Origin of the sequence: Nocardia sp. NPDC047648, assembly GCF_040642815.1 — a bacterium.
GTDB classification, from domain to species: Bacteria; Actinomycetota; Actinomycetes; order Mycobacteriales; family Mycobacteriaceae; genus Nocardia; species Nocardia gamkensis.
This window is the reverse complement of sequence record NZ_JBEYSX010000001.1, coordinates 326,631-339,501: the sequence shown is the minus strand read 5'-3', so window position 1 is coordinate 339,501 and position 12,871 is coordinate 326,631. Positions and strand designations below refer to the sequence as shown.

15 protein-coding genes are annotated in these 12,871 nt (G+C 68.0%); 3 read left to right on the top strand and 12 right to left on the bottom strand.

Annotated elements, in window-relative coordinates; all coding sequences use genetic code 11:
- Positions 1-56: 56 nt before the first annotated feature.
- Entirely contained in the window at positions 57-284 is a 228-nt protein-coding gene (locus ABZ803_RS01545; RefSeq protein ID WP_357032612.1) for a hypothetical protein, read from the bottom strand.
- Here ABZ803_RS01545 and ABZ803_RS01540 point away from each other — a divergent pair.
- On the top strand, positions 232-537 hold the full coding sequence (locus ABZ803_RS01540) for a hypothetical protein (RefSeq protein WP_357032713.1): 306 nt from the start codon (positions 232-234) through the stop codon (positions 535-537). The genes ABZ803_RS01545 and ABZ803_RS01540 overlap by 53 nt on opposite strands.
- 66 nt (positions 538-603) lie before the next feature.
- Here ABZ803_RS01540 and ABZ803_RS01535 read toward each other — a convergent pair whose 3' ends face one another.
- From ABZ803_RS01535 to ABZ803_RS01520, 4 genes are all read right to left on the bottom strand, one after another.
- The gene (locus tag ABZ803_RS01535; RefSeq protein ID WP_357031273.1) at positions 604-1,590 is read right to left on the bottom strand and encodes an LLM class flavin-dependent oxidoreductase; all 987 of its coding nucleotides are present in this window, start codon (positions 1,588-1,590) and stop codon (positions 604-606) included.
- A 155-nt stretch (positions 1,591-1,745) separates the two neighbouring features.
- Entirely contained in the window at positions 1,746-2,015 is a 270-nt protein-coding gene (locus tag ABZ803_RS01530) for a cold shock domain-containing protein (RefSeq protein ID WP_281032586.1), read from the bottom strand.
- Between the two features lie 16 nt (positions 2,016-2,031).
- Complete coding sequence (locus tag ABZ803_RS01525; protein WP_357031270.1) at positions 2,032-2,187, bottom strand: hypothetical protein; 156 nt, start codon at positions 2,185-2,187, stop codon at positions 2,032-2,034.
- Positions 2,188-2,303: 116 nt separating this feature from the next.
- Positions 2,304-2,723: an HSP20 family small heat-shock protein gene (locus ABZ803_RS01520; protein WP_040872081.1), complete on the bottom strand. Its 420-nt coding sequence runs from the start codon at positions 2,721-2,723 to the stop codon at positions 2,304-2,306.
- A 144-nt stretch (positions 2,724-2,867) separates the two neighbouring features.
- Here ABZ803_RS01520 and ABZ803_RS01515 point away from each other — a divergent pair, with 144 nt between their 5' ends.
- Positions 2,868-3,224: a MerR family transcriptional regulator gene (locus ABZ803_RS01515; protein ID WP_040872048.1), complete on the top strand. Its 357-nt coding sequence runs from the start codon at positions 2,868-2,870 to the stop codon at positions 3,222-3,224.
- Between the two features lie 9 nt (positions 3,225-3,233).
- Here the strand turns inward: ABZ803_RS01515 and ABZ803_RS01510 are convergent, their stop codons facing one another.
- The 6 genes from ABZ803_RS01510 to ABZ803_RS01485 form a co-directional block, all read right to left on the bottom strand.
- The gene (locus ABZ803_RS01510; RefSeq protein WP_357031267.1) at positions 3,234-3,725 is read right to left on the bottom strand and encodes an ATP-binding protein; all 492 of its coding nucleotides are present in this window, start codon (positions 3,723-3,725) and stop codon (positions 3,234-3,236) included.
- Between the two features lie 265 nt (positions 3,726-3,990).
- Complete coding sequence (locus tag ABZ803_RS01505; RefSeq protein WP_040872046.1) at positions 3,991-4,437, bottom strand: response regulator; 447 nt, start codon at positions 4,435-4,437, stop codon at positions 3,991-3,993.
- Entirely contained in the window at positions 4,434-6,032 is a 1,599-nt protein-coding gene (locus ABZ803_RS01500) for a CHASE3 domain-containing protein (RefSeq protein WP_357031264.1), read from the bottom strand. Before ABZ803_RS01500 ends, ABZ803_RS01505 begins: the two co-directional genes overlap by 4 nt.
- Entirely contained in the window at positions 6,029-7,237 is a 1,209-nt protein-coding gene (locus ABZ803_RS01495) for a fused response regulator/phosphatase (protein ID WP_357032609.1), read from the bottom strand. Before ABZ803_RS01495 ends, ABZ803_RS01500 begins: the two co-directional genes overlap by 4 nt.
- Positions 7,238-7,513: 276 nt before the next feature.
- A complete protein-coding gene (locus tag ABZ803_RS01490) occupies positions 7,514-7,678 on the bottom strand; it encodes a hypothetical protein (protein WP_157113828.1) in 165 nt (54 codons plus the stop codon).
- 161 nt (positions 7,679-7,839) lie between these two features.
- Positions 7,840-8,889: a fused (3R)-hydroxyacyl-ACP dehydratase subunits HadA/HadB gene (locus tag ABZ803_RS01485; protein WP_357031261.1), complete on the bottom strand. Its 1,050-nt coding sequence runs from the start codon at positions 8,887-8,889 to the stop codon at positions 7,840-7,842.
- Between the two features lie 466 nt (positions 8,890-9,355).
- Here ABZ803_RS01485 and ABZ803_RS01480 point away from each other — a divergent pair, with 466 nt between their 5' ends.
- Positions 9,356-10,876 (top strand): catalase, encoded by a 1,521-nt coding sequence (locus tag ABZ803_RS01480; protein ID WP_357031258.1) that lies wholly within the window; start codon positions 9,356-9,358, stop codon positions 10,874-10,876.
- A gap of 540 nt (positions 10,877-11,416) precedes the next feature.
- Here ABZ803_RS01480 and ABZ803_RS01475 read toward each other — a convergent pair.
- A complete protein-coding gene (locus tag ABZ803_RS01475) occupies positions 11,417-12,772 on the bottom strand; it encodes a hypothetical protein (protein ID WP_357031255.1) in 1,356 nt (451 codons plus the stop codon).
- Positions 12,773-12,871 lie beyond the last annotated feature (99 nt).

Here is a 12,871-nt window from a genome sequence, read left to right as displayed (position 1 = left end):
AGGCGATGGCGGCATACGGCTCGGCCCAGCCGAGGGAGCGCGGGGCAGAAGCGGAGTTATGCCGGTTGCTGGCTGGCGTCCGAGGCCCGTGCCTCACGGTTGACCGCGAACACCGGGAATCTGTCCCCGCGGGAACGTGCCCGGAACCGCACACGGACCGGCCCGGTGGAAGAGGACGGCAGTTCGCCATGGATCGTCGTGTACAACCACGGACCTTCATCGAGTTCCACGATGGCGATCGTGCAGCGCTCGACCTCGGCGCGTGGATTCGCGGCGCACTGCACCACCCGCCACGACACGACCGATCCGGTGCCGGAGCACGGAACCCAGGCCAGATCAGCGGATCGGCAGGACGAACACGCGTCGAACAGGGGCGCCAGCAGATGGCCGCAGCATTCGCAACGCCGGATCATCAGCGTTGCCTCTCGTCGAGCGGAGGGGCAGTCACCGACGTTTCCGGTGTGCTTCGGATCGCGCTGGTACATAGAGCCTCGAAATCATCGTGCTGATGTCACCGACCAGGTCAGTCTCTCGTAGGCGTGGTTCACCGCACGACGGCCGATCGGCCGGGGGTATACCTATTTTTCGCCGCGGGTGTCCGGCTCACAGCCGGGGCATGACCTCGGCCGCGAAGAGTTCCATCGTCGCCGCGGCGTGTTTCGCCCCGACCATGAACACGAACGAGGAGATGCCCTGCTGGGCTCGTTCGCCCAGTCGATCCACCAGCATGGTGGGCGTCCCGATGTAACCGTCGTCGACGCCGAACGCCGCGGCGGCGAAGCGGCGGCCGACGCGCGCCCGCAATTCGGGGAGATCGCGCTCGTGCGCGGCCACCGCCAAGACGGCCTGGTGCGATCGGCGGATCAAGTCCGGGTCCCGCTCGATCCGTGCGCATTCCTTCTCCAGCACGCCGGTGAGCGCGGGCCAATCGCGCAGTCCGTAGGTGGGCACGTTCCAGACGTCGGCGTAACGAGCGACCAGGGGCATGGTGTACTTCGGCCCCGCGCCTCCGATGTGGATCGGGGGTCGCGGCTGCTGGACCGGTCGCGGCCGATTGGGCATCTCGGTCACCTGGTAGTGCCGGCCCTGGAACGACGTGCGTTCGGAGGCGAACATCCGGGTGATGATCTCGAGCGCTTCGCCGAGCCGCTCGGCTCGGTCCGAGGCCGACCCCCAGGGCAGGCCCGCCTGCCGGTGCTCCTCGCGCACCGAACCGCTGCCGAGGCCGAACTCGAGCCGCCCTCCGGAGATCAGGTCGAGGGTGGTGGCCATGCGGGCGAGCAGCACCGGGTGCCGGAAGTTGTTGCACAGCACCAAGGCGCCGACCCGCAGAGTCGTGGTGTCGGCGAGCAGCGCGGTGGCGGTTGTCCACGCCTCGAGCGCCGGATGGTCGGGGAGCCCGGGCGCGTAGAGGTGGTCGAACAACCACAGCGAGTCGAAGCCCGTTCGCTCGGTGGTTCGCGCGAGGCCCAGCAGCGTCTCGTACTCCGGGACGATCTGCGGAACGTAGATCCCGAACTCCATACCGGCGGGAGTTCCGGATCTCCGGTGCGGCGGAACCGGCTCGAGGCGCGGCGGGTCCGAAGTCACGCGACCACCTCCGACGAGCTTGCGACTTGCGCTCCGGCCCATGACGTCTCCGGACACGTATGTCCGGTTATATCACTGTCCCGGTGTGGCCGCGCGAGTGTCGCGCGAACCACGCGGTCGTCGCGCCGCTGCGGGCAGCGTCATGATGGTGCCGATCATCGAGACCGCGGCCGAGCGTCCGGAAGCAGCGGACGCACCGCCGTGGCTTCGGGGCCGCGCTTGCGCATGGTGGCGGTGAAGAGGACGGGCTGGCCTGCGTACAACGACTTGTATCCGGTCGTCTCGATGCTGGTGTACTCGACGAAGACCTGCGTGGGATCGTCCGCGGGCTGAAGGAATCCGAAACCCTTCTCGATGTTGAACCAGACCACCGTGCCGCGGCGCCAGAAATCCGCCGCGGTCCGGTGGTGGGGCAGGCCGGTCACGAACGGATGGTCCGGGTCACGCGGCGTCGGGCCACGGATCGGCGTGCATGATTCGCTGCCACCAGGCGTCCAGCGGGCTGGGGTCGGGCCAGACGACCGCGGCTTCGGGGGAAACCTCGGTTCCGGACGCGGCCGTCGCGAGCGGCGGGACGTGCCGTTCGGTCGATGTCATGATCGGGTGCTCCATCAGGTGTTCCGTTCGCAAGGATAACCTCTGTGCGGTAACGCCTTTCGCGTTCCCGGCCGGGTGCGGGCCCGGGGTCCCGGGCCCGCTTCTCCGCGGCCGGCTCAGGCGTCGATCGCCTTGTGCCCGTTGCCGCGGCCGATCTCGATCTTGCGCGGCTTGGCCTTCTCCGCGACCGGAATCGTCAGCCGCAGTACGCCGTCGGTGTAATCGGCGCGAATCTTGTCGGTGTCGAGGTTCTCGCCCAGGAACAGTTGACGGCTGAACACGCCGCGGGCACGTTCAGCGGCGATCATCTCACGGCCCGAGTCGAGTTCGGGACGGCGGGCGCGCACCGTCACCACATTGCGCTCGATATCCAGGTCCAGGGATTCGGGGTCGATGCCGGGCAGGTCGAACTCGACGACGAACTCCTCGCCCGCGCGCCAGGCATCCATCGGCATCACCGCTGGATGCGCCTTCGTGCCGAACACCTGCTGCGTCAGACGGTCCAGATCGCGAAACGGATCGGTGCGCATCAGCATGGTCGCCACCTCCACTCACTCCATTCTCCGTAGTAGGGGTCAGATAACCTCTGTTACCTGACATAGATTTTTTATAGCATCGCGAGAAGTTGAGCGCAAGGCGCTAAACTAGGAAATCTGTTGGGCAACTCGAAGTGAGGATGGATGACGCGGGAGAGGGGCGACTCGGGGCATCTGCCGGATCCGGGCCAAGCGGTGTACGGGATCTCGGTCGCTGCCGGCCTGGCCGGAATCGGCGTGCAGACGCTCAGGCTCTACGAGCGTCACGGGTTGCTGACTCCCGCGCGCAGCGACGGGGGCACCCGCCGCTACAGCGGTAACGACCTCGCCCGGTTGCGGCGGATCACCGACTTGGTCGCCACGGGCGTGAACCTGGCGGGCATCCGCCGCATTCTCGACCTCGAGGACGCGAACGCCGACCTGCACGCGGACAACGACCGGCTGCACGCCGACAACGTCCGGTTGCGGGACGCGCAGGACAACGCGCCCGGCCGGGCATAGATACGGAAGCTATTCCGAGAAGTGGGTGCGCAGATCGACCACCGTGCCGGAATCGCCGGTGGTCACGCTGACGTCCGGAATGAGCGCGCGGATCAGCGGCATGCCGCGCCCGCGCAGCGGATCCGCCTGGGGATCGGGTTGTTTCCATCGGCCGCTGTCGGCGATGGTCACCCGGAGTTCGTCGCCCTCGATCGATGCGCGCAAGCGCACCACGCCTCCGTCGCCGTGATGGCCGTGTTCGACGGCGTTGGTACACGCTTCACCGACGGCCAGCAGCACGTCGTAGGCCGGAGCGGCCGCCATCCCGCACTTGCTGAGCCATTCCTGGAGAGTGTGCCGGACGGTCGCCAAGTGCACCGCCTCGGCAGCGAAATCCAACTCCAGGGGCGTCACGGCGTTGGGTAGCGGGACCTGCTCGCCCGCGCTCACGAGCGCGCACCAGCCGCCGGGATCGGAGTGCGTCTGTCGCGGTCCGGTCGTCCCGTCGTCGTGCCGTGCCAAGGGCGTCGATGCGCCGTCACCTCGTTACCTCCCTGTCGGGGATCGGTGCGCTGTACCCGTCACGCCGAGCACGTGGACCGTCATCGGGCTCGGCGGCCGTGTTCGCCGTACGTGTGCCATGCTCCCCGAGGCTATACCCAGTTGATCATTCCCCATTCATCCCGGGTGGCGGCCGGGAAGTTCCGGCCCCCGGCCATCGCGTGGCATCCGTAAAACGCTGTGCCACAGCCCGGCAGAGCCGACGCGGTTTCGCGAGGGGACGCCGCTACAAGTTTTGGCGCGGCAGCCGGACGACCTGGACGAAGAAATCATCGATCTGCTTGATGGCGGCCACGAACTGATCGAGGTCGACCGGCTTGGTGACGTACGCGTTCGCGTGCAGCCGGTAGCTGCGCAGAATGTCCTCCTCGGCCGCGGAGGTGGTCAGCACGACCACCGGAATATGCGCCAGATCGGGGTCGGCTTTGATCTTCTCCAGCACCTGCCTGCCGTCGTACTTGGGCAGGTTCAGATCGAGCAGGATCAGGTCCGGCCGCGGCGCGTCCGGGTACCGGCCCTGGCGGTAGAGGAACTCGAGCGCCTCCTCGCCGTCCCTGGCGACATGCAGGGTGTTACCGATCTTGTTGTCCTCGAAGGCCTCTCGCGTCATCAGCTCGTCGCCGGGATCGTCCTCGACGAGCAGGATGTCGATCGGCTGGCCGGGGGAGGTCATACGGTGGCTCCTTCGGGGGCGGGAATGTCGGCGGTCCGCAGCGTGAAGCAGAAGCGGGTGCCCGCGGTGTAATCGGTATCGATCCAGATCCGGCCGCCGTGATACTCCACGATCTTCTTGCACACAGCCAGCCCGATGCCGGTTCCGCTGTACTCCTCACGATTGTGCAGCCGCTGGAAGATGACGAACACCTTCTCGGCGAATTCGGGTGCGATCCCGATGCCGTTGTCGGAGACCGACAGCAGCCAGTCGCCGCCGTTCTCACCCGGCTCGCAGGTGATCTCGATCTCCGGTGGGTGATCGGGCCGACGGAACTTGATGGCGTTGGCGATCAGGTTCTGCCACAGCATCGTCAGCAGCGTCGGATCGCCGATGATCTCGGGCAGCTCCTCCGGGTGCCGGATCCGGGTGTCGGTGTCATCGATGGCAGCGGAGAGATTGGTCAGCGCTTTGTCCAGGGACTGGGCGAGGCCGGTGGGTTCGGTGCGGTCGGTGATGCGGCCCACGCGGGAGAAGGTGAGCAGGTCGTTGATGAGCACCTGCATCCGCTTGGCGCCGTCGACGGCGAAGTCGATGTACTGCTTGCCGCGCTCGTCGAGTTTGTCGCCGTAGCGCTTCTCCAGCAGCTGGCAGAACGACGCCACCTTGCGCAGCGGCTCCTGTAGATCATGTGAGGCGACGTAGGCGAACTGCTCCAGCTCGGCGTTGGAACGGCGCAGTTCCACGGCCTGCAAATCGAGATCGGTCTTCTGCTCGGCGAGTACGGCTTCCTTGGCGCGCGAGGATTCCAGCTCGGCGACGATCCGGCGGCGCATGCTCTCCACCGCCTGCGCGACGGTCGCCAAGTCGGCCGGACCGTGCACGTCGATGTGATGATCGAAGTCGCCGCCCGCAACCCGCAGCGACGCTTCCGTCAAGGAGCCGAGCGGGCGGGCGATCAACCGCCGGACCAACACGGTCAGCAACACGCCGGTCAGCAGGAACGCGATGACCATTCCGGCCAGCACGGCGTCCCGGACGGTGCGGACGTGCGCGAGCTCCTCTTTGTCGTGGGCGATGGCCGCCTCCAGACCGTTGTTCTGGGCCTCGAAGCGCGTCCGGAGCTCGTCGAACAGCGGCTTACCGCGGGTGGGGGTGGACGGCTCGAGTCCGCGGGTCGCCCCGGATGTCAATCCCGCTACCAGCGGCTCGGCGTACTCGGTGCGCCAACGCTGCGCGGACTGCTCCACGGCGTCGAGCTCGTCGAGCAACGGTTGGCGGTCGGCCAGCAGTTCCCGCAAGCGGGCGACCGACTGCGCCTCGTCCCGGGTGCCGTCCCGGTAGGGCTGCAGGAACTGCGGGTCGGCGGTGATGCCGTAGCCGCGCAGGCCGGTCTCTTGGTCCACCAGGGCACTCTGCAACTTGTAGGCCTCGGCCGCCGCGGGCAACGACTTGTCGAGCAGCCGATCGGCCCCCCGGTTCGTCTGTGCGATCACCTGGGCGCCCGCCACGGTGCCGATGATCACCACCAGCACCATCGAGGCGAGCACCAGTTGAAACCAGGCCTGGGCGGTCAGTCGCGTGCTCAGGGACGGCCGCTCGGTCTTCGTCGTCATCGGTTCTGGTCCTGTCCTCGCCCGTCGCCGTGCCATCCCAGATACAGGATGGCGACATCGTCGTCCAAACCGCCCGACGCCCCCGCCAGTGCCTCGACGCGGCCGATCAGCTCGTCGACGAACCAGTCGGGATCCGCGGCCCGGACGGCGCGGGCGACCTCCATCAGTCCTTCCTCGCCGAGACGTTCCTGGTCGGTCCCGACCCTGCCCTCGAACAATCCGTCGGTGAACACCATCAGCCCGGAGCCCAGTGGCAGGTCCACATCGTGCGCGGGCCACTCGGCGCGACCGGGCAGGAAGCCCAGGGCAGGCCCGCCGGGCACCTCGACCCAGGTCAATCCGGAGGCCGAGCGCTGCAACATGCCCGGGTGCCCGGCCCGCAGCACCTGAGCACGGCGCTCGCCCGGATGCAACATCAGGCTGGTCACCGTCGCGAAGGTCTGCCTGCCGGTGCGTTCGGCCAGCAGGACCTGTTCGAGCAACCGCAGCTGCCGCGCCCCGGTCACCCCGCTCAGCACCAGCGTGCGCCACGCCAAGCGCAACGCCACACCGGTCGCCGCCTCGTCCGGACCGTGCCCGGACACGTCGCCGATGACGGCGTGCACCGTGCCGTCCGAGTCCTGCACCACGTCGTAGAAATCGCCGCCGAGCAGCGCGTGGGCCCGGCCGGGACGGTAGCGCGCCACCACGTCGACGACCCGCTTCCCGCGCAGCAGCGGAGTGGGCAGCAGGCCACGTTCCAGCCGCGCGTTCTCCTGCGCGCGCATATTGATCGCCTGCAAGGCCGCGCTGGTGCGCTCGGCTTGCTTGCGCTGGATCGCATAACGCACGGCACGGCCGAACAGTTCGGGCTCGACCCGGCCTTTGACCAGGTAGTCCTGGGCTCCCGCCGCGACCGCGGCCAAACCGGTCTGCTCCTGATCCAGACCGGTCATCACCACGATCGCGACCTGGTCGGTGTGCCGGCGGATGCGTTCTACCGCCTCGAGCCCTTGGGCATCGGGCAGATGCAGGTCCAGCAGCACGCAGTCGGGCTCGGCGGTGGCCAGATGCTCGGCGGCCTCCGCAAGCGACCGGACCCAGTGCAGCTGCAACCCGGGCGCGCCGTCCACGACCAGTTCCTCCACCAGCAACGCATCCCCCGGATCGTCCTCGATCAGCAGCACGGAAGGTTGCTGCCACGGCCAATCCGCGTCCACGATCACTTCGGGATCGTCGTCTGTCCCGTCACGCCGCACGGACACCACCGGTCGCGGGTCCGATTGTGGCAGAACGAATGACAGCACGATTGCCGTCGTCGGCGAACACCGACAACCCGGCCTCCGATCACCATGGGGCGGCACCAGCGCACGCCGACTGTCTCCGCGGCCGTTTGCTGGACCGAGAAACAGTCAAGATCGTATCCGATCCGACATCCGACCGAGACATGACCGTGTCGACCTGCGCGGATGGCGAAGCTGCCGAAAGGATGGCGCGGGCGATCAGACCGTGGTGCCGGTGAGCCGCGCCGTGTCCCGCTCGGCCTCCCGGACCGCGCCATCGCGGCGCGGGGAACGGAGTTCCGCCAAGCTGCGGGCGACGACCGTGGCATGAACCGCGATGACGGCAAGGGAAGCCGAGCCGATCACAGCAAGAAGCACAACCACGACAGATACCGGTCCTTTCGGGTGCGAGCGGGCCGGTTGCCCGCTCGATCGGGTGCCGAGTTCGCGTCGCCGGCCCCGGCGGGCGCGCGCTCCGCCTCCAACGTGCCCCGGCTGCTCCGGGCCAAACCCATCGATTCTGGCGGCGCGGACGGAGCGTGCGGTCACGCGAGGACGACCTCGGCCGTCGCGCGACCGAAGATCTTGCGTCCGTCGTGCTCGGCGGTGATCGCGATGGTGGCGGTACGGGTGGCCGTGTCCAGGTGTTTCACCCGGCCCGCGAACTCGATCCGTCCGCCGGTCACGCCGACGTGGACGGGGTTGGTCAGGCGCACGTTGTAGGAGCGCAGCGCGCCGGGATCGCCCAGCCAGGAGGTGAGCAAGTCCACACTGAGCCCGATGGTGAACATGCCCTGCGCGACGACGGTCTCCAGCCCCATCAGCGCGGCGGCCGCGGTGCTCCAATGGATGGGATTCGGATCTCCCGCGACTCCGGCGTAGTTGACCAGATCGCCCCGGGTGACCGTGAGGGCGCGCGGCGGCAGCTCCGCCCCGAGGCTCACGGTGCCGAAGGGCCGGACATGGGGACCGGCCGGTGCGGGCGGCGTCCGGCGTACGGGCTCGCTGCCTTCCCCGACATATCGCGGGTGGGATGCGCGGCGCTGCTTCCGTGCTTCCGGGCGGGCGCCGTGCATCACGACCGCGTCGAACCACGTCGGGAGAGCCTCGTCGGCTCGCCCGACCAAACTGGTCCGGGACGTGACGACAGGCCGGTCGTCCTGATCCAGAATGGTTTGACGCAGGCCGATGAGGTCGCCGCCGAACGCGTGCCGGAACGAGTCCAGGCACATCTCGAAGTCGATCCGGTCGCCCGCCTGGAGCGGGCGGTGGAATTCGATCATCTGATCGGTCTGGATGGTCCGGCTCAGGTCGTAGCCGGGCAGGATCGTCTCGAACGCTTCGGCGTAGGCGAGGTACCCCGGCACCGCGCCGAAGGTCGGGGGAGCGAGCAGACGGTTGTAGCCGAGATCGGCCGCCGCCTCCTCCGACCGATGCGCGGGGTGGTGGTTGCGCACCGCGCGGGCGTACTCACGGATCTTCTCGCGCCCGACTTCGTAGTAATCGCTGCTGCGATACCGGCGCCCGACCATCGAGGCGGGAAGCGCGGCATCGGTCACGTCGTTCGCACCGGATGGGGTAGGGAGTCTGGACATCGCGGGGGAATCTACCCAACGCGCGGCGGAATTCCGGTCAGCCCGCATCGCACGCCGTTTCGCGGCGGCAACGTCCGCGAACCAGGTCGCGTCGGCCGCCGCTCAGCGGAGATTTCGCTCGGCGGCCACCACTACGGCCGCGTTCCCGCGCACCGATCGGTGGCGGCCTATCCTCCGGCGCGGGCGCGGGCGATCCGGTCGCCTTCTCGCGCGCAGCCGCCCCGGCCGGCAGCGGTTTGAGCAGCGGAGCGCTGGGAAGTCGATCGACAGGACCGACGGGATGGGGTCGGCATTCGGCCCCGTCGTGGCCGCGCTCCTCGGCAGGCAGGTCGGTTGCAACGCCGATCGGAGAGCTTCCGGCCGAACCGCCGCAGCCACATCGCAGCCGGGTATCGCGATCTCGCGCCCCTTGTCCCGACGGTTCGGTCGCCGGCCCTCCGCCCGCGGCTTGTAGGAGAGGAGAGAGATGTCTGTTCCGAACCACACCACCGACGACGCCGGTATCCCGGTTCCCAGCGACGAGCACTCGCTGACCGTCGGACCGGATGGACCGATCCTGCTGCAGGACTGGTATCTGATCGAGAAGATGGCGGCGTTCAATCGGGAACGGGTGCCCGAACGCCAGCCGCACGCGAAGGGTGGCGGTGCGTTCGGCGTCTTCGAGGTCACCAACGACGTGAGCGCCTACACCATGGCCGATGTGTTCCAGCCGGGGAAGAAGACGGAGATGCTGGCCCGCTTCTCCACCGTCGCCGGTGAGCGTGGCAGCCCCGACACCTGGCGGGATCCGCGCGGGTTCGCCCTGAAGTTCTATACCGAGCAGGGCAACTTCGACATGGTCGCCAACAACACGCCGATCTTCTTCGTTCGCGATCCGATGAAGTTCCAGGACTTCATCCGTTCCCAGAAGCGCCGCGCCGACAACAATCTGCGCGACCACGACATGCAATGGGACTTCTGGACGCTGTCACCGGAATCCGCGCACCAGGTGACCTGGCTGATGGGCGATCGCGGCATCCCGCGCACGTGGCGGCACATGAACGGTTACTCCAGCCACACCTATATGTGGGTGAACGCCTCGGGCGAACGCTTCTGGGTCAAGTACCACTTCAAAACCGATCAAGGCATCGAGTTCTTCACCCAGGACGAAGGTGATCAGATGGCGGCGATGGACACCGACTATCACACCCGCGACCTGTGGGAATCGATCGAAGGCGGCGATTTCCCGAGCTGGACGCTGAAGATGCAGATCATGCCGTTCGACGAGGCGCGCGACTACCGGTTCAACCCCTTCGATCTCACCAAGGTGTGGCCGCACGGCGACTATCCGCTGATCGACGTCGGCAAGATGACCCTCGACCGCAATCCGGCGGACTACCACACCGAGATCGAACAGGCGGCGTTCGAGCCGAGCAATTCGGTGCCGGGCACCGGCCCGAGCCCGGACAAGATGCTGATGGCACGCTGGTTCTCCTACCCCGACGCGCACCGGTACCGCATCGGCGTCAACTACAAGGAGTTGCCGGTCAACACACCGCACGCCACCACTGTCCGGTCGTACAGCAAGGACGGCGCGCTGCGCCACCACAACCCCGGCGACCCGGTCTACGTGCCGAATTCCAAAGGCGGCCCGCATGCCGATCCCGCGGCCGCGGGTCCGCCGGCGACCTGGCACACCGACGGCGAACTCGTGCGCTCGGCCTACACGCTGCACCGGGACGACGACGATTGGGGTCAGGCCGGAACCTTGGTCCGCGACGTGCTCGACGACGCGGCGCGCCAGCGGCTGGTCGACAACATCGTCGGGCACCTGCTGAACGGTGTCACCGCACCGGTGCTGGAACGCGCCTTCGAATACTGGCGCAATGTCGACAAGAACCTCGGCGACCGGGTCGAGGCCGGGGTGCGCGCGAAACAGGACGAACGCGACCCCAAGGCAGCCGGCCAAGCCAATCCGGCTCGCTCGTCGGCGCAGGTCAAAGCCTGACGGACGCCGCAGGCGGCCGGTGCACGACCGGCCGCTTCCGCCCGCGCTGCGTTATTGGTTCGTTATATGGTTCGGGAGTGTCCGGGGCGCGCACTTCTGTCGAGTGCGGGAGCATGAGTCCCGGATCCAGTGGACCGCAAACACCGTGGTGTTTCGAATCAATTCGAGGCTCGGTGACCTCCCCGTGGCATCGGATGGATCGTACCGGGCCTGCCGACGTAGATCGGAGGACCGCAGCATGGCTTTCGAAGCCGATGTTCGACCTGTTCGACGCCCGTCACGTCGTTCGTGGCAGGTCATGACAGCCGGGGTTGTCGCCGCCACCGCAGTACTCGCCGCCGCGCCCGCCATCGCGCAGCCATCCCTTCGCGGCGCACCGGATGTCCCGGTAGAAGTCCCCATTCCCGGTGGATTCCGGGGTTTTCCCGAGATTCTGCGATTCACCCCGCCCGCACCCCCGATTCCCCAGATGCCGTTCGGTCGAGCGCTTCCACACCAAGCCTCGATCGCTCCGATGGCTTAGAACTCCATTGCACGCGCTCATGGCGAGTCGCCGATGTTCTCGGCATCCCGACTCGCCACAGCGGCGGTATCCCCCGCCTCGGCGGCCGGATCGCGAAGGTCCGCAGCCGCTTTCTCTTTGGGGAAAGCGCGGAGTACGAGTCCGATCCCGCAACCGACCACGATCGCGAACCCGGCCCATGCCGAACCCGAGACCACGGTGATGGGGCCCCGGTCGCCGAGATGGTGCGGCGAGACCATCGTCCAGTCGAATGATTCGGTGCGGATGGGCGCCACGGTCGACGGCCGCCACAGGATGGCGATCGCCAGGATGCTGCCCGCCGTTCGGGGTTGGATGTAAGCGCAGCAGTACCCCGCGACGACCGCCAGCGCGGCCGTGGCGAGATTGCGCATGTCACCGGCCGGAGCAACAGCGGCCAGCAACGCGACAGCGGCGAGCAACCCGGCGCCGGCCAGCGGACTCGACCATCGGATTCCGCCGAGGTAGCCCAGCAGGATCAGACCGAGCAGCACCGGCACGCTCCATGCCGGGCGCGGCCCGTTGCCCACCGCGCTGCCCGTGGCGCTGAGCGCGACCGCGAGAAAGATCGCGATCCCGTCCCGGCGCGGCAGCAACCACGCGGCGCCGGTCGTGGCCAGCAAGGTGCACACCGCCGTCACGATGAGCCCGATGCTGCCGTCGCCGTGGCGGAAACGCCACTCCGCGACGGCCAATTCGGTCATCACCAGCACGATCGCGGCGACGACGGGGCTGAGTGGCAATTCCGGGTAGATCGGTTCCGGTGTGAACCGCTGCCGGGTGACCAGCTGGCACGCCAGGATGAGCACGGCGACCGCCGCGAGCAACCAGAGCGGCTGCGTTCCGAACACCGACCACACGCGCGGTTCGGACGTCGCCCGGTGCGGATTGCCCAGCAGTCCCGACGCCTGCGAGAGCGTGATGACCACGAAGCACCCGGCGCCGCCCACGACGAACCCCATCCCCGGTACGCGGCGGCCGAGCACCGCCACGCCCGTCGCGCCGAGCAGGATTCCGCTGCTGATCGCGTCGAGGTATGCGGTGGTCGTCAGGATGTCGGGCGAGGAGCTGTGCGCTTCGACGGTATGCGTGATGAACAGCAGCAGCGTCCCTGCCAGCGCGATCCACCACGCGGTGCGCGGCCGGGCCAGGCTGACCGCGACCACCGCCGTGACCGCGGCGACCAACACCCCGATCGCAGCCTCCCGCGGCACGCTGAGGATCAGCTGGTTCACCTGGTAAGGCGTGCAACGGCAGGTCCGCCCGAAACTGAGCGGCACGACCAGCAGCAGCCCGGCCACCGCCGTGGCCAGGAACGCCGTGACGCCTTCGAGCACTTCACTCCGTCGCACCACTTCACAGGCGTACCCAGCGACGTCGAACCGAACATTCCGCCCGGCCCGCCTCCGAAACTGGTATTACCAGCACCTGGATACCTGTGGCACGGTAGGGGA

Coding starts and splice junctions, on each gene's coding strand:
- ABZ803_RS01540 (WP_357032713.1), top strand. CDS start 232: ATGGCGATCGTGCAGCGCTCGACCTCGGCGCGTGGATTCGCGGCGCAC.
- ABZ803_RS01525 (WP_357031270.1), bottom strand. CDS start 2,187: ATGACATCGACCGAACGGCACGTCCCGCCGCTCGCGACGGCCGCGTCC.
- ABZ803_RS01520 (WP_040872081.1), bottom strand. CDS start 2,723: ATGCTGATGCGCACCGATCCGTTTCGCGATCTGGACCGTCTGACGCAG.
- ABZ803_RS01515 (WP_040872048.1), top strand. CDS start 2,868: ATGACGCGGGAGAGGGGCGACTCGGGGCATCTGCCGGATCCGGGCCAA.
- ABZ803_RS01505 (WP_040872046.1), bottom strand. CDS start 4,437: ATGACCTCCCCCGGCCAGCCGATCGACATCCTGCTCGTCGAGGACGAT.
- ABZ803_RS01500 (WP_357031264.1), bottom strand. CDS start 6,032: ATGACGACGAAGACCGAGCGGCCGTCCCTGAGCACGCGACTGACCGCC.
- ABZ803_RS01485 (WP_357031261.1), bottom strand. CDS start 8,889: ATGTCCAGACTCCCTACCCCATCCGGTGCGAACGACGTGACCGATGCC.
- ABZ803_RS01480 (WP_357031258.1), top strand. CDS start 9,356: ATGTCTGTTCCGAACCACACCACCGACGACGCCGGTATCCCGGTTCCC.